Raw genomic sequence first — 15,713 nt, forward strand, 5'->3', positions numbered from 1 at the left:
GGTTTAAAGCTGTTATTATTCGTAACAAAAAAAAAATACGCTTTCATTTTTTGACTATAAATGGTACATTAGCCAAAAATCCAATTCACTTTATGCTAGAGCAAAATCAATATACCGAAGATAACATTCGATCACTCGATTGGAAAGAACATATCCGTATGCGTCCCGGAATGTATATCGGGAAATTGGGAGACGGATCTTCGCCTGATGATGGTATTTATATTCTTCTAAAAGAGGTACTGGACAACTGTATTGATGAGTTTGTAATGGGCTCAGGGAAAACTATTGAAGTGACTATCAGAGATAAAACGGTTTCGGTTCGTGATTACGGACGTGGAATTCCGTTAGGGAAAGTGGTGGATGTCGTTTCAAAAATGAATACGGGAGGAAAGTACGATTCAAAAGCTTTCCAGAAATCGGTTGGTTTGAATGGTGTCGGAACAAAAGCGGTAAATGCATTGTCGAACTATTTTCGTGTAGAATCGGTTCGTGACGATAAACAAAAAGGGGCTGAGTTTTCTGCGGGAAATCTGGTTCTTGAAGAAGATATAATTGAAACAACGAAGCGAAAAGGAACAAAAGTTACTTTTACGCCGGATGAATCGATTTTTAAAAATTATAAATTCCGTTTAGAATATGTAATCAAAATGGTCAAGAACTATTGTTATCTGAACAATGGTTTGACAATTATTTTCAATGGAGAAAAATATTATTCAGAGAACGGACTTCGTGATTTATTAGAAGAAACCATCAACGAAGAAGATTTAGAATACCCTATTATCCATTTAAAAGATCATGATATCGAAATTGCTTTAACGCACAGTAAAACGCAATACAGCGAGGAATATCATTCTTTTGTTAACGGACAAAACACCACACAGGGAGGAACGCACTTAGCGGCCTATAGAGAAGCCATTGTTAAAACCATTCGTGAATTTTACAATAAAAACTTTGAAGCTTCTGATGTTCGTAAGTCGATAGTGAGTGCGATTAGTATTAAAGTGATGGAACCGGTTTTTGAGTCTCAGACCAAAACCAAATTAGGTTCTACTGATATGGGTTCTGATGACGGAACACCTCCGGTTTCGGTTCGTACTTTTGTAAATGATTTTATCAAAAACAAATTAGACAGCTATCTACATAAAAATCCGCCAACGGCCGAAGCTTTATTGCGCAAAATTCTACAAGCGGAGAGAGAGCGTAAAGAATTATCAGGAATTCGTAAACTAGCTACAGATCGTGCTAAAAAGGCGAATCTTCACAATAAAAAATTAAGAGATTGCCGTGCGCATCTTCCCGATACAAAGAATCCAAGAAATCTGGAAAGTACCCTTTTCATTACAGAGGGAGATTCGGCTTCCGGATCGATCACCAAATCGCGTGATGTGAATACACAGGCAGTTTTCAGTTTGCGCGGTAAGCCTTTGAATTCCTATGGAATGAGCAAGAAAATTGTGTACGAAAATGAGGAATTTAACTTATTGCAGGCAGCCCTGGATATTGAAGACGGACTGGAGAAATTGCGTTACAACAATATCGTGATCGCAACCGATGCCGATGTCGACGGTATGCACATTCGTTTGCTGTTGATTACTTTTTTCCTTCAGTTTTTTCCGGAGTTAATCAAAGAAGGACATTTATATATTTTGCAGACACCGCTTTTCAGGGTTCGTAACAAAAAAGAAACGATCTATTGTTATTCTGAAGAAGAACGAAAAGATGCAATCGAAAAGCTTAAACCCAAACCGGAAATCACCCGATTTAAAGGTTTAGGAGAGATTTCTCCGGATGAGTTTAAAAATTTCATCGGAGACACCATTCGTCTTGACCCAATTATGATGGATAAAAATACCTCAATCGAGCAATTATTATCTTTTTACATGGGTAAAAATACTCCGGACAGGCAAGAGTTTATTATCAAGAATTTGAAAGTGGAATTAGATGCAGTTGAAGAAGAAGTTTAAGATTTAAATAAAAGATACTATTGTCAGACGGTCTTCAAAATAAAATCATTTTTCAGCAAGTTGCCGAGTTATTGCAAAATGCGCGACAACAGGTTTTGCGTACCGTAAATTCTACCATGACCATTACCTATTTTGAAATTGGAAGAATAATTGTTGAAGAAGAGCAGAATGGAAAAGACAGGGCCGAGTACGGAAAACAGCTTTTAAAAGGCCTTTCTCAACAATTGACAGAGGAATTTGGTAAGGGATTTTCTGTTGAAAGTTTGGATCGTATGCGGAAATTTTATCAAATTTATTCAATTTCGTCATCACCGATGACGAAATTGCAAAATAGAATTTCCCAGTCACTGACTGGGGAATTGAAAACAAAGAAATCACAGTCAGTTGCTGAGGAATTTCAATCTCAAAAAGCGCAGTCATTGGCTTCGTTTTTCAAATTAACTTGGACTCACTATATTTTCTTAATGCGAATTGAAGATGAACAAGAGCGACGTTTTTATGAAATTGAATCTGAAAAATACAATTGGAGTGTTCGTGAATTAAAACGGCAATATGATACAGCACTTTATACGAGATTAGCTTTAAGCCGTGATAAAGAAGGAATATTAGAACTTTCAGAACAAGGTCAGATTATTGAAAAACCGAAAGATATTATTAAAGATCCTTATATATTGGAGTTTTTGGGATTGCCCGAATTAAATCAGTATTCTGAATCACAACTGGAAGAAGAAATTATCAATAAATTAGAGCATTTTTTACTGGAATTGGGACATGGTTTTACTTTTGTTGCCAGACAAAACAGAATCACTTTTGACGATAAACATTTCAGAATTGATTTGGTTTTTTATAATCGAATATTAAGATGTTTTGTCCTTATAGATTTAAAAATAGGAGAGCTTAAACATCAGGATTTAGGACAAATGCAAATGTATGTTAATTACTATGACAGAGAAATGCGTTTGGAAGACGAGAACAAAACTATTGGAATTGTACTTTGCCAGAATAAAAGCGAAGCTGTAGTAAAATATACCTTGCCCGAGAACAATGAGCAAATTTTTGCCAGTAAATACAAAACAGTATTACCAAGTGTAGAGGTTTTAAAGGAACTTCTTGAAAGTAAATAAATTTGACAAATGAGGAAAGTATTTTTATTGATAGTTGTTTTCGTTTTAGTTTCGTGTCAGAATAAAAAAGCAAAGGTTTTGCAAGAAAACGAAGGAATTACAATGGTTAAATCAGAAAGTAAAATAATTAAGAAAAGAGATTTTCCGATAAAGAACTTTTCAAAAATTGAGTTAGTTTCTTATTATAACAGAATTTATTGGGATACATTAAACTATAAAGGCAAATTTCCTTCCTCAAAAGTATTAGTTGACAATTACAGATTAACTTTTGACAGTACGATGATAGAGGAAAGAGTGATTTTGAATAAAAGTCAGGAGACGGAACTTTTAAATTTAATGGTTTGTGATACCTGTGTTCCCCAAGAGGTTTCGGCAGCTTGTTATAATCCAAGGCATATGATTTTATTCAGAGATAATAAAAATAGAATTATTGGTTATAATGAGTTTTGTCTAAGTTGTGTTGGAGGCAGAACATCACCTAGCCTGGATAATTTTCAAAAATACTGTTATTCAGATATGGAAATATTGTTTAGGAAGTTTGGAATTAAACTTTTTGTAGACTATGATGATGAAAAGAAAGAATACAAGATTTTAGAAAAAAAAGGATATTTAAAATATTGATATTAAATAGAAGTACTGAAATAAATTCAGCATAAAAATGAAAGACGAAGAAGACGATAACATCATTCCGGGCGACGACGAGAATAATTCAGAAGAAAACCTGGATAACATTCAGGAAGGAGATGACGATGAAATTATCGATGTAGATGCCAAACATTTTGAAGGAGCGCATTTTTACGAAAATCAGGAACAGGAAGGTGAAGACGTAATTACGAAAGTTACCGGAATGTACAAGGACTGGTTTTTGGACTATGCTTCGTACGTAATTCTGGAACGTGCAGTTCCTGCTATCGAGGACGGATTTAAACCCGTTCAGCGTCGTATTATGCACTCTTTAAAAGAGCTGGATGATGGTCGTTATAACAAAGTAGCCAATGTTGTTGGTCACACCATGCAGTATCACCCGCACGGGGATGCAAGTATTGGTGATGCTATGGTGCAAATTGGACAGAAAGATTTATTGATCGATTGTCAAGGAAACTGGGGTAATATTTTAACAGGTGACGGAGCAGCAGCTTCGCGTTATATTGAAGCACGTTTGTCTAAATTTGCTTTAGAGGTTTTGTATTCTCCAAAAATTACCGATTGGGGTGTTTCCTATGATGGTCGTCGTGCAGAACCGAATAATCTTCCGGTAAAATTTCCGTTGCTTTTGGCACAGGGAGCAGAAGGGATTGCAGTAGGACTTTCGACAAAAGTTTTGCCTCACAATTTCAACGAATTAATTGATGCTTCGATTAAAATTTTAAAAGGAAGAGCTTTTACGCTGTATCCTGATTTTATGACGCAGGGTATTGCTGACGTGTCTAATTATAACGACGGACTTCGTGGCGGACGTGTGCGTGTGCGTGCTAAAATTGCTCAGCTGGACAAAAATACACTGGTGATTACGCAAATTCCGTTTTCGACCAATACCTCGAGTTTAATTGACAGTATTTTGAAAGCCAATGAAAAAGGTAAAATCAAAATCAAGAAAATTGAAGACAATACCGCGGCCGATGTAGAGATTTTAATTCATCTTTTCCCGGGAGTTTCTCCGGATAAAACCATAGACGCGCTGTTTGCTTTTACAGCTTGTGAAACTTCTGTGGCACCTTTAGGCTGTGTGATTGAAGACAATAAGCCTTTGTTTATCGGAGTTTCTGAGATGTTGAAAATATCGACGCACAGAACAGTTGATTTACTTCGTCAGGAGCTGGAAATTCAGTTAGAGGAATTAAAAAATAAATGGCATTTCTCGACTTTAGAAAAAATCTTCATTCGTGAAGAAATGTACATTGACTTCAAATTGTATTCGGATAGAGAATCACTTTATAAATATTTATACGACCGTTTTGAGCCGTTCAAAAAATCATTCGTCAGAGAAATCAACGATGAAGATTTACAGCGATTGACTCAGATACCGATGATTCGTATTACCCGTTTTGACTCTGATAAGGCCGATGATTTTATCGCGAAGTTAGAAGATGAAATGAAGGAGGTAGAGTACAATCTGGAAAATTTAACGGATTTTGCTATTGCCTACTTCACTAAATTAAAAGAGAAATACGGAAAAGGGCGCGAGCGTCAGACTGAACTTCGTGTTTTTGATAATGTCGAAGCTACAAAAGTTGTTTTGCGTAACACAAAACTTTTTGTAAATAGAGAAGAAGGTTTCGTAGGAACCAGTTTAAAGAAAGACGAATACGTAGCCGATTGTTCGGATATCGATGATGTTATTGTGTTCCTGCGTGATGGTACAATGATGATTTCAAAAGTTGATGCTAAAACATTTATAGGAAAAGATATTATACACGTCGCTGTTTTTGATAAGAGCGATAAGCGTACGATTTACAACATGATGTATCGTGATGGTAAATCCGGACCTTCGTATATAAAACGTTTTAATGTTACCGGAGTTACACGTGATAAAGCGTATGATCTGACTAACGGGACAAATGGTTCGCAGGTGGTTTATTTTTCGCATAATCCGAATGGAGAAGCAGAGGTGGTTACTATTTTACTGCGTCAAATAGGAACCATTAAAAAACTGAAATTCGATATTGATTTTGCTAAACTGGCCATCAAAGGCCGTGGATCAAAAGGAAATTTGGTTACCAAATATCCAATCAAGAAAATAGAATTAAAAGAAAAAGGAATTTCGACTTTACTGCCAAGAAAAGTCTGGTTTGATGATACCGTTAAACGTTTAAATGTTGATGCCAGAGGAGAATTGCTGGGAGAGTTTAAACCAAGCGATAAAATTCTGATCATAAGTCAGGCCGGTAAGTTGAAGGTAATTATTCCGGAATTATCGACTCATTTTGAGGAAGATATGATTGTTTTGGAAAAATGGAAACCTAAAAAACCAATTTCGGCGATTTATTACGATGGAGAAAAAGAACGTTATTTCTTAAAACGTTTCCTTGTGGAAAATGAAGGTAAAGAAGAAAGTTTTATTACAGATCACCCGAACTCGCAATTAGAAATTGTATCAACAGATTACCGTCCGTTAGCCCAGTTGGTTTTTGCAAAAGTAAAAGGAGTTCAGAAAGAAGATTTACATATTGATGTTGAAGATTTTATTGCTGTAAAAGGTTTTAAAGCACTCGGAAATCAACTGACGAGTGATAAGCTAAAACAAGTAAATCTGTTAGAACCGCTGCCTTATGAAGAACCGGTTGAAGAAGTTCCGGAGCGGGTAATCGCAGACGATGATGACGCCGTTGAAACAGAATTAGATGATGATGGTCAGATAGGTCTGGTTCTTGAATAATAGAAAGTAAGAAAGAGGAAGTTTCAAAATTTTGGAACTTCCTCTTTCTTTTGTGACAAAAGACTGTAGTTTTCTAACTAATTCTCTTACCGTAAACATTTTGTTAAGAAGCGAACTTTTGGAACGAAATTGACAAAAAAAAACATAGCTCTGAAAGAGCTGCAGCAATAGCCATGGTGCGTAGCACTATGAATGATGATGACAATTATGGGTTACGCCCTGAAAGGGCAAAAGCCTGATCGCAATGAAAAGCAACAGGCATATTTTGTGTGAGATTTTATAAGAATGGGAGTGTTTTTTTTATAGGATTTTGTAAGGAGTAAAAAATGCTTTTGCCCTTTCAGGGCAATATACATTATTAATTTAGTTCATAGCGCTCTCGGGCTTTCAGCCCTTTTTGACCCAACTTTCGAAACGAAATTGATGTAAACTGGCAGCTCTGAAAGAGCTTCAGCAATAGTATAGTGCAAAGCACTATGAATAATAAAAAGGTGTTATTGTTTTAGCCCTGTAAGGGCGAAAGCTAAACGCCAAAGAGAGAAACTCATTTAATTTGACGAATGTTTTTTTCGGATTCGCATATTGATAAATTCCACAGCAAGCGAAAACGAAATGGCGAAGTACAAATAACCTTTTGGTACCGCTCCAATATGTTCGCCAGCAAGTGCAGCATTCGATAGGTGCATGCTTTCCGTAATCAGCATAAAACCGATGAGAATCAAGAACGAAAGTCCTAATATTTGAATGGACGGATTCTTGTTGACAAAATTTCCAACAGGAACAGCAAACAACATCATAACCAGTACCGAAATGACTACTGCTGTAATCATGATTGTTAAAGCACCATGAACACCATTTGTCATACCGACAGCCGTTAAGATCGAGTCGACAGAAAAAATCAAATCGATCAGCAGGATTTGCATAATGACATTCGAAAATGATTTTTTGGCAACAGTTTTAAGTGTTTTTTCCTCCTCTGCAGGATGGTCCACTTTTTCGCTGATTTCTTTAGTACTCTTATAAATCAGGAACAAACCGCCCAGAAACAAAATGACCGCCTGCCCCGTAAAATCTCCTTCGAACCAGCCCCAGTGAATGCTGAAAAGAGTTGCTTTCATGGCAATCAGATACGAAATTCCCATCAACAGGGCGATACGCATAAACATGGCCAAAAACAAACCAATTCGGGTGGCTCTCTTTCGATCTTCTTCAGGCAATTTCCCCGTGACGATGGATATAAAAATAATATTGTCAATCCCCAGGACAATTTCCAGAAAAGTCAATGTCAGTAAGGCAATCCAGGCATCGGGGTTTAGAAAAACTTCCATACTAAAGGTGTTTTATAACATTTAAATAGATTATTTACTCAACTCTTACCACTGTACCACGTTGTTTTTGGTCAGAACCCACCATTCCAAATTCAAAAGTATAAGAATCTTTAGAAGTGGTTAGAATTTTCATGCTGATAGCTTTTTCTTCAGCCATATTTTTAGGATGTTTTTTTTGTAAAATGTATTCACAATCACTTACCCATCTGATGGTTGAAGTGTCTGTTTTACCTTCAAAAGTTTCGATTTCGATGTTGTCTTTACGTTCAAAAACAGTGGTTTTTTTGATACCATTTACTTCAAATTCAAATTTGAATTTTCCATTTTTAAAATCTTTGCAGTTGTGTTCTGCGTTGTAACAGGAGAATAATGTCAGTAGCGGTAAAAGGAATAAACTTTTTTTCATTTTAAGTTTTAATTGTTTTGTGAGTAATAATTGAGAGGGGGGGGGCTTCGACTTCGCTCAGCCTGACGACTTTGCTCAGTCTTACGACTTTGCTCAGTCTGACGACTTTGTTGAGTCTTACGACTTTGCTCAGTCTGACGACTTTGCTCAGTCTGACAACTTTGCTCAGTCTGACGACTTTGCTCAGTCTGACGACTTCGCTCAGCCTGACGACTTTGTTGAGTCTTACGACTTTGCTCAGTCTTACGACTTTGCTCAGTCTGACAACTTCGCTCATTGTGACGACTTCGCTCAGCTTGATGACCTTGCTAAGCCTGACGGCCTCGCTTAGTCTTACGACTTCGCTCTGTCTGACATTAGGGGTCTGGATTTTAGATTTCGGAATGTAAATCTGAGATCGTCAATCAAAAATCAAAAGTCTAAGATCGTTTCAATTCATCATCTGTAAAGTTCTTGATTTCTTTTTCTTTGGCAAACTTTTCGGCGTTGTAATTTCCGGATTTATTTTTAGGAATGGATAAACTGTCCCAGTCACCCTTTTTTAATTGTTTGGCATAAAAAACAATCTGTCCGATATGATAAGGATAATGTGCCAGCTGTCTGTTGATTGCCTCAATAACGGTATGACCTTCGTTTCGGATGTAAATGATGTCTGAAAGTTGTTCCGGGTTTAAGCTGTTTAAGGCATTCAGTAAACAATCCCAGCCTTTGTCCCAGATCAGCAGAACTTCTTCTTTAGATTTTAGATCATTTTCAAATTCCGAATCGCGATTGCGCCACTCTTTTTCGCCATCAGACGTTAAAAAATCGGTCCAACGTGAGAGCATATTGCCTGAAACGTGTTTTACAATCGTAGCAATACTGTTGGTATCTTCATTAAGGGTGACAAAAAGCTGTTCGGGTTCTAATTGTGCAATGGCTTTTTCTCCCAGCATTTTATAGTACAAAAACTGTTTTTTAACGCTTTCTAAATAGGAATCAGTTGCTTTCATAGTGATACATTTGGTTTAGCGGAAATAAGTTTTTATTTTTTGTCACGAATTCGTGGCAAAAAACTATACAATTTTAATATCGTATTTGTCTAATAGCCCTACAATACCCTGAGTTGAAAATTGTGCTTTTCGCATAGGGTTAAATTCAGGATCAATTTTATAATTGTAGGCAGTTCTAAAGTCGACGCCTGCCAGTTGTGTATCGTTAAAAATAGCTCCCTCGAGATTGCAATTGTCAAATAAAGCACTGGTTAGATTGCATCCTATAAAAGAAATCTCACGCAAAGAGCAGTTGATAAATTTAGTTTTAGGCATTTTCTTGTTCGAAAAAACAGCATAATCTAATGTGCTTTCTTCAAAATAAACCTGGAATAGAAAATCATCACATTCGTTAAAAGCAATTCCAAGAAGCTTGCAATTTTTGAATGTAGCATTTTTCAGACTGGTACCGGACAAACTTGTCATCGACAAATTGCAATCGATAAACTCACAGTCTAAAAAGGTGTTGTAAGCAAAATTGCTATTCGAAAAATCACAATTCTTAAAAACACAATCTTCAAACTCCCGATTGTTTATTTTCTTGTCAATATAAGTAACTTTTTCGAAGGTTTTTTGAATGTGAATTAGACTTTCCATGAGTGTTTTTTGGATTTTCGTGCATTGTGACGCACCCTAAGGATATAAATGATTTCCTCTGTTATTTGATAGGAAACCGAATAATTGTAAACCGTATAAACTCTAAAACTACCATCATTATTGGTTTTTTGAGTGTCGTGTTTATAAATTTCGGGTTGAGTTTTAAGAATTTCGGTACTGTCAAAAATAGTATTGACAACTTTATCAGCGATTGCAATTGATTTGCTTTCAAAGAAAATGTAAAAATGAATGTCTTCTAATTGATTCAAAGCATTGCTGGACCAAATTATTTTCTTCCCCATTTTTTTGCAATCTCTTTAGCCTGATCTTCCGTATAAAAGTTGCCTTTTTTGATGTTTTCCAGGGCGTCTTCAATGTCTAAATTATAGGCTTTGTCTGAATCAAGGGTACTGTTGTTTACAGACTGTAAAAGATGTTTTAGCTTCTCGACAAATGAAGGGTCTTTTACTTTATCAATTTCCTGATGAATCCACTTTAGTTCTGCTTGAATATCCATAATAAAGAATTTGAGTAAAGATACAAATTAGTCATTAAATAAACCTTTCATAATGATTTTCAATCCGTAAAAAATCAAAAACATAGCGCTTAAACAAGCCACAATTCCAATTCCCAAAACCAGATAATGCCAGTTGGTATGCTGATTCATAAAAGCGTTATAAATGAGCGATGGCCCAATAAACAATAAAGGCAATGAACCCGATAAATATTTAATTCCTTTTCCTAATAATTCTTTATTTGTTGCCATTTTTTTGTTTTCAGGTTTTGAGAGTTTCAGGTTTTAATGTTTCAAGTTTCAGGTTTCAAGTTTCAGGTTTCAGGTTTCAGGTTTCAGGTTGCAAGTTTCAGGTTGCAAGTTTCAGGTTCGGAACCTATTGAAGTTTGCGGTTAGATAGGTATAATCTCATTTTACATCTCACATCTTACCAAAAACATTTTACCAAAAAACATCACACATTAAAGATTATAATTGTCCACAGCATTTCGTACGCTGCCGTATTTTTTTAATAATTCACTGGCTTGTTCGTAGGAAACTGGAATTTCTCCCATTATCATTTTTACACCGCGATCTACCAATTTGATATTACTCAATTGCATATCGACCATTTTATTGCCTTTTACTTTTCCAAGCTGAATCATTGCAGCAGTCGAAATCATATTCAGCACTAATTTTTGAGCTGTTCCGGCTTTCATTCGGGAGCTTCCGGTGATAAATTCCGGACCTACAACCACTTCAACCGGAAATTGAGCAGTAAGCGCCAAAGGACTTCCTGCATTGTTAGTAATACAGCCCGTAAGAATATTATTTTGATTACAGCTTTCTAAACCGCCAATCACATAAGGTGTAGTTCCTGAAGCCGCGATACCAATTACTACATCGTTTTGATCAATATGATTCGCCTGCAAATCAATCCAGGCTTGGGTTGCATTGTCTTCGGCATTTTCTACGGCACGACGAATGGCAGTATCACCACCGGCAATAATTCCGTTTACTAAATCAAAAGGAACACCAAAAGTTGGAGGACATTCTGAAGCATCAACAACACCTAAGCGTCCGGATGTTCCCGCACCAATATAAAATAATCGACCGCCTAATTTTAATTTAGAAACTACCTGTGCTACTAAAGTTTCAATTTGCGGAATCGCTTTTTCGACTGCATCAGGAACAGTTTTGTCTTCCTGATTGATGTTAACCAGAAGTTCATGAACCGACATTTTTTCTAAATGTTCGTATTTTGAGGACTGTTCTGTTGTTTTTGTAAAGGTCATTTTTTCGTGTTAATTGAACTGGGTCAAAATTAATCTTTTTTCTTGCAATCCCGAAATTTGGAGCGTAAAGTCATGAAGATTTAGAATAATTTTTTGTTGTAATTTCTGATGAAATGATTGCTCTGTTGGACCTTTATTAAAACAACTAAAACATTATATTTGTTAAATAATTAAAAATTTGGAATGGATATAATTAGCTTTTTAACGAGTATCGCAAAAATATCAGTCTTTGTTTCTTTTTTACTGGCCTTCTTTTTACTCACAGTGCAAACAAAGAATAAATTGACAAACCGACTGTTTGCTTTCTATTTAATATTTTTTGCCCTTGATAACAGCGGTATTTTTATTGATGATCAGTTTATAAAAGCCCATTTTAATTTAGAATTTTTCAGATGGACGGCTTGTTCTCTGGTTTTGCCTTTTTTCTATCTGTACGTTTTGTCCGTTTGTTTCACGGATTTTAGATTGAGATCGAAACATTTACTACACGCAATTCCATTTGTACTCCTGAACGTCTTTTATATGTTCAGGCTTTACTTTTTAACAAACGCCGAAAAAATGGTGTTTTACAACCAGCGTGATCAGTCGTCGGAGATGTTCTTTTTGTTTCTCGCTTTGGCCTTGCAAATTGTATTTTACAGCATTGGAGTAGCTTTGGTCTTAAAAAAATACAAAGCAATATATGAGGAAAATTATACCAATCCCAGAAGTTCTGTTTTTAAATGGCTGCTTCAGATAGCGGCTATATTCTTTGTTTTGTATTATTTATGTATCATTAAGAATGCTTTAAGATATGTGAATTATGATTCGTTATGGATTTGGTCTAATGTAATATTGCAGTTTATGGTTTTGGTAATAACCTGCTGGTTTGTATTAAAAGCCCTGAATCATCCGGATCTTTTTCGTGGTATCGATTCTAAACTGCAATTGGCCAAAGATATTCTTCCTAAACAGAATAATAATGTCGGAGAAAAGGAGCATCAAAACGAAGTGATTTCAGATCAAATTGCGACATTGAAGCTTTACATGACCGAAAAAGAACCTTTTCTGGACCCGTCATTAACCATTCAGGAACTTTCGAATCAAATCAATATTCCGGTTCGGGATTTATCGGTTTTAATCAATCATCATATCGATCAGCATTTTTTTGATTTTGTAAATGAATATCGCATTCAAAAAGCAATGAATTTACTGAAAGATCAGTCCAAAAGTCAGCTTACAGTTTTGGAAATTTTGTATGAAGTAGGTTTTAATTCAAAATCTTCTTTTAATACGTCTTTTAAAAAATATACAAATCTAACCCCTACAGCTTATCGGAACGCCTCATAATAAAGGCTTTGCATAAAGTACTACTTCGTGACGAAAAAAGTCGAACTCATTTCTGTTGAGAAAATGAGTTCGACTTTTTTTTGTCGGTCGAATTCCGAAAATTTCTGCAACAACTTTGCTTCATAATTAATCGAACAAGTTAAAACCAGAAATCATGAAAAAAGTTTACCTCCTTATTATTTTAGTATTACCGGTGTTAGGTTTAGCACAAACAACTGCAAAATTAAAAGGGAAAATAGCCAGTGAAACTACTGCATTAGAATGGGCAGATGTTTCCGTATTCAATTCAGAAGGAAAAATTATTGAAGGAACAACCAGTAAGCCGGACGGTTCTTTTGAACTTAATTTAAAAGAAGGCTTTTATAAAATAGGAATAAGTCTGCTGGGATTTGTTGATTACGAAAAGCAGATCGCGATTAAAAAAGATACCGATTTAGAAACCATAGTTTTGAAAGAGAATACTACTCAGCTGGGAGAAGTAGTAATTAAAACTAAAAAGAATACCATCGAGCAAAAAACAGATCGTTTGGTGTACAATCTCGAAAATAATGTCACAAATGTTGGTGGTGATGCTTTAAGCGCGATCAATACGGCACCTGGTGTTGTGGTTCAAAAAGAGACGATCAGTATATTAGGCAAAGGGACTTCTCGCGTGATGATTGACGGACGTATCGTTGAGTTAACCGGAGAAGAACTAAACAACTATTTAAAATCGATATCGGCAGCAGATATTAAGAACATTGAAATTATCAGTACACCTCCCGCAAAATACGAAGCCGAAGGAACAGGAGGACTTATTAATATTGTATTGAAAAAAGGTACCCGAAATTCCTGGAAGAACAGTTCCACAGCAACTTATGATCAGAATAAATACGGGGCTTTGACTTTAAGAGATAATTTCTTTTACAACAAAAATAAGTTTAGGTTTTCTGCCAGTATTAATGGAAAGAAAGGACATAAATATGCGGATGAGTTTCTGGATATGTATTTTCCTGACGGACTTTCTGAGATGATTATCAATACAAAATTTACCGATGAGAGTTTGTCCGGAAAATTAGCTTTGGATTATGATTTTTCAGATCGCATAACCATAGGTTTTCAGGTTTTAAAAGACAGAAGTAATCCGGATTTTAAGTCGGATATCAGAATTAATAATTACAATACTAAAAATGAACTGGACAATTATATCCTGAACAATAGTTTTGTGGATAAGCAGTCCGGCAACCAGACTTATCACGGGCATTTGATTGCAAAATTGGATTCTTTAGGCAGAAAATTGTCTTTTGATGTGGATTATTTTAATTACAATTCAAAATTCGACCGAAATGCGATCGCCTACAATTACAGACCGGATCATTCATTTGCAGGGATTAATCAGTCGGCAAGAAATATTTCCGATCAGGATATTGATAACTGGAGTTTTAAGGCAGATATGGAACATCCGCTTACAGCATTCAATTTGTCATATGGTACAAAAATGAGTTTTACAAACAGTAAGAGTTATGTACTTTACTACAATACGATTACAGAAACACCGGAATTGGATCCCAATCAGTCCAACCGATTCAGGTATACGGAGAACAATCAGGCAGTGTACGTTAACGGAGATAAAAAACTCAGTGAGAAATGGAATCTTCAATTGGGATTGCGACTTGAAAATACTCAAACGAGTGGTTTTTCAGAAACCTTAAACGAGGAAACAAAAAATAATTATTTGAGATTATTTCCTACAGTTTATGTTTCATACAAAGAAAATGACAGTAACAATTTTAGTTTTAATTATGGAAAAAGAATCAGCCGACCTCAGTTTGATTTGCTGAATCCATTTCGTAATTACATTAACAGCAACAGTTATTCTGAAGGAAATCCGTTTTTGAAACCTTCTTTTAGTGATAATTTTGAATTGACTCATTCGTATAAAGGAGTTTTGCGAACCAATGTTTTCTTTAACGTGATCAATGACGGTTATGGTGTGATTTTTACCTCAATTCCCGAAACCAATACGCAAATTGTAACTCGAGAGAATTATTTCAGAGATCTAAAGTATGGGGTTGGAGAAAGTTATTCGGCTGCCTTAGCTTCCTGGTGGCAGAGTGAAAATACCTTGTACTTTTTAGGATCAAAAACGAAGTTTATTGCAGCTATTAATGCCACACCGTCAAATAGTCTGGAAATCAATTTTTCGACGAACAATACCTTTTCATTAGGTAAAAATTCTAAACTTCAAATTGATTTTAATTACAATACACCTTCTCGAAGTGGTTTGTACAAAACGGGGTATATGTCGAGTTTTGATGTTGGTTTTAAACAGGAGGTGCTGAATAAATCCTTGCAGATTGCTTTTCTGGCCAATGATATTTTTAATACTTCTTATTTAAAAGATTTGGTTTCGGTTGTAAATGGTGTAAAGCAGGTATACAGTCAGAACTTCTCCAACCGATTTTTACGTTTGTCTGTTGTTTATAATTTTGGGAACAAAAAAATAAACGTGAAACAGCGTGATTTTGGAAATCAGGAGGAGAAAAACAGAACGGGGAATTAGGTTTTAGAATGTGAGATGTGAAATGTAAAAAGTGAGATGTGAGAAGCAGAGGCGAAAGTTTTGTTTTCTAAAGGTTTATTTGTAAAAAGATATAGCAGGTTTGGTTTTATGGGTGTAAATATCCGCCCGAAACATTTTGCTCTGAAAGAGCTTTAACCACAGCATAGTGCGGAGCACTATGAAAGATAATGATTATTGATTAAGCCCTGAAAGGGCGTAAGCCTAATG

At 35.7% G+C, this 15,713-nt stretch carries 14 protein-coding genes; 6 read left to right on the forward strand and 8 right to left on the reverse strand.

The features are described from left to right. Positions 1 to 92: 92 nt before the first annotated feature. From LNQ34_RS16245 to LNQ34_RS16260, 4 genes are all read left to right on the forward strand, one after another. A complete protein-coding gene (locus LNQ34_RS16245) occupies positions 93 to 1,964 on the forward strand; it encodes a DNA topoisomerase IV subunit B (protein ID WP_230000459.1) in 1,872 nt (623 codons plus the stop codon). A gap of 20 nt (positions 1,965 to 1,984) precedes the next feature. Then, complete coding sequence (locus LNQ34_RS16250; RefSeq protein ID WP_230000460.1) at positions 1,985 to 3,088, forward strand: PDDEXK nuclease domain-containing protein; 1,104 nt, start codon at positions 1,985 to 1,987, stop codon at positions 3,086 to 3,088. A 78-nt stretch (positions 3,089 to 3,166) separates the two neighbouring features. Then, positions 3,167 to 3,709 carry a hypothetical protein gene (locus tag LNQ34_RS16255; RefSeq protein WP_230000461.1) on the forward strand — a complete coding sequence of 181 codons (543 nt, stop codon included), beginning with the start codon at positions 3,167 to 3,169 and terminating at the stop codon, positions 3,707 to 3,709. 37 nt (positions 3,710 to 3,746) lie between these two features. Then, the gene (locus LNQ34_RS16260; protein ID WP_017498399.1) at positions 3,747 to 6,464 is read left to right on the forward strand and encodes a DNA gyrase/topoisomerase IV subunit A; all 2,718 of its coding nucleotides are present in this window, start codon (positions 3,747 to 3,749) and stop codon (positions 6,462 to 6,464) included. 548 nt (positions 6,465 to 7,012) lie between these two features. Here the strand turns inward: LNQ34_RS16260 and LNQ34_RS16265 are convergent. From LNQ34_RS16265 to murQ, 8 genes are all read right to left on the reverse strand, one after another. Further along, the gene (locus LNQ34_RS16265) at positions 7,013 to 7,792 is read right to left on the reverse strand and encodes a TerC family protein (protein WP_230000462.1); all 780 of its coding nucleotides are present in this window, start codon (positions 7,790 to 7,792) and stop codon (positions 7,013 to 7,015) included. 34 nt (positions 7,793 to 7,826) lie between these two features. Further along, positions 7,827 to 8,198, reverse strand: a complete 372-nt coding sequence (locus tag LNQ34_RS16270) for a DNA topoisomerase IV (protein WP_230000463.1) — start codon at positions 8,196 to 8,198, stop codon at positions 7,827 to 7,829. 419 nt (positions 8,199 to 8,617) lie between these two features. Further along, positions 8,618 to 9,190: a DUF1572 domain-containing protein gene (locus tag LNQ34_RS16275; protein ID WP_230000464.1), complete on the reverse strand. Its 573-nt coding sequence runs from the start codon at positions 9,188 to 9,190 to the stop codon at positions 8,618 to 8,620. Between the two features lie 63 nt (positions 9,191 to 9,253). After that, on the reverse strand, positions 9,254 to 9,826 hold the full coding sequence (locus LNQ34_RS16280) for a pentapeptide repeat-containing protein (RefSeq protein WP_202701336.1): 573 nt from the start codon (positions 9,824 to 9,826) through the stop codon (positions 9,254 to 9,256). Next, on the reverse strand, positions 9,814 to 10,128 hold the full coding sequence (locus LNQ34_RS16285) for a type II toxin-antitoxin system RelE/ParE family toxin (protein WP_230000465.1): 315 nt from the start codon (positions 10,126 to 10,128) through the stop codon (positions 9,814 to 9,816). Before LNQ34_RS16285 ends, LNQ34_RS16280 begins: the two co-directional genes overlap by 13 nt. Beyond that, on the reverse strand, positions 10,113 to 10,343 hold the full coding sequence (locus LNQ34_RS16290) for a hypothetical protein (protein ID WP_230000466.1): 231 nt from the start codon (positions 10,341 to 10,343) through the stop codon (positions 10,113 to 10,115). The genes LNQ34_RS16285 and LNQ34_RS16290 overlap by 16 nt, the downstream gene beginning before the upstream one ends. Before the next feature lie 27 nt (positions 10,344 to 10,370). Then, positions 10,371 to 10,592 carry a DUF6095 family protein gene (locus tag LNQ34_RS16295; protein ID WP_017498392.1) on the reverse strand — a complete coding sequence of 74 codons (222 nt, stop codon included), beginning with the start codon at positions 10,590 to 10,592 and terminating at the stop codon, positions 10,371 to 10,373. Positions 10,593 to 10,801: 209 nt separating this feature from the next. Next, entirely contained in the window at positions 10,802 to 11,614 is an 813-nt protein-coding gene (gene murQ / locus LNQ34_RS16300) for an N-acetylmuramic acid 6-phosphate etherase (protein ID WP_070906745.1), read from the reverse strand. Between the two features lie 183 nt (positions 11,615 to 11,797). Here murQ and LNQ34_RS16305 point away from each other — a divergent pair, with 183 nt between their 5' ends. Then, positions 11,798 to 12,943, forward strand: a complete 1,146-nt coding sequence (locus tag LNQ34_RS16305) for a helix-turn-helix domain-containing protein (protein ID WP_230000467.1) — start codon at positions 11,798 to 11,800, stop codon at positions 12,941 to 12,943. Between the two features lie 154 nt (positions 12,944 to 13,097). Then, a complete protein-coding gene (locus tag LNQ34_RS16310; RefSeq protein WP_230000468.1) occupies positions 13,098 to 15,485 on the forward strand; it encodes a TonB-dependent receptor in 2,388 nt (795 codons plus the stop codon). Positions 15,486 to 15,713 lie beyond the last annotated feature (228 nt).

The organism is Flavobacterium lipolyticum, assembly GCF_020905335.1.
GTDB classification, from domain to species: domain Bacteria; phylum Bacteroidota; class Bacteroidia; order Flavobacteriales; family Flavobacteriaceae; genus Flavobacterium; species Flavobacterium lipolyticum.

Bases quoted from the DNA above. Each gene is read 5' to 3' on its own strand.
- LNQ34_RS16245 (WP_230000459.1), top strand. From the start codon at position 93: ATGCTAGAGCAAAATCAATATACCGAAGATAACATTCGATCACTCGAT.
- LNQ34_RS16260 (WP_017498399.1), top strand. From the start codon at position 3,747: ATGAAAGACGAAGAAGACGATAACATCATTCCGGGCGACGACGAGAAT.
- LNQ34_RS16265 (WP_230000462.1), bottom strand. From the start codon at position 7,792: ATGGAAGTTTTTCTAAACCCCGATGCCTGGATTGCCTTACTGACATTG.
- LNQ34_RS16270 (WP_230000463.1), bottom strand. From the start codon at position 8,198: ATGAAAAAAAGTTTATTCCTTTTACCGCTACTGACATTATTCTCCTGT.
- LNQ34_RS16275 (WP_230000464.1), bottom strand. From the start codon at position 9,190: ATGAAAGCAACTGATTCCTATTTAGAAAGCGTTAAAAAACAGTTTTTG.
- LNQ34_RS16280 (WP_202701336.1), bottom strand. From the start codon at position 9,826: ATGGAAAGTCTAATTCACATTCAAAAAACCTTCGAAAAAGTTACTTAT.
- LNQ34_RS16285 (WP_230000465.1), bottom strand. From the start codon at position 10,128: ATGGGGAAGAAAATAATTTGGTCCAGCAATGCTTTGAATCAATTAGAA.
- LNQ34_RS16290 (WP_230000466.1), bottom strand. From the start codon at position 10,343: ATGGATATTCAAGCAGAACTAAAGTGGATTCATCAGGAAATTGATAAA.
- LNQ34_RS16295 (WP_017498392.1), bottom strand. From the start codon at position 10,592: ATGGCAACAAATAAAGAATTATTAGGAAAAGGAATTAAATATTTATCG.
- murQ (WP_070906745.1), bottom strand. From the start codon at position 11,614: ATGACCTTTACAAAAACAACAGAACAGTCCTCAAAATACGAACATTTA.
- LNQ34_RS16305 (WP_230000467.1), top strand. From the start codon at position 11,798: ATGGATATAATTAGCTTTTTAACGAGTATCGCAAAAATATCAGTCTTT.
- LNQ34_RS16310 (WP_230000468.1), top strand. From the start codon at position 13,098: ATGAAAAAAGTTTACCTCCTTATTATTTTAGTATTACCGGTGTTAGGT.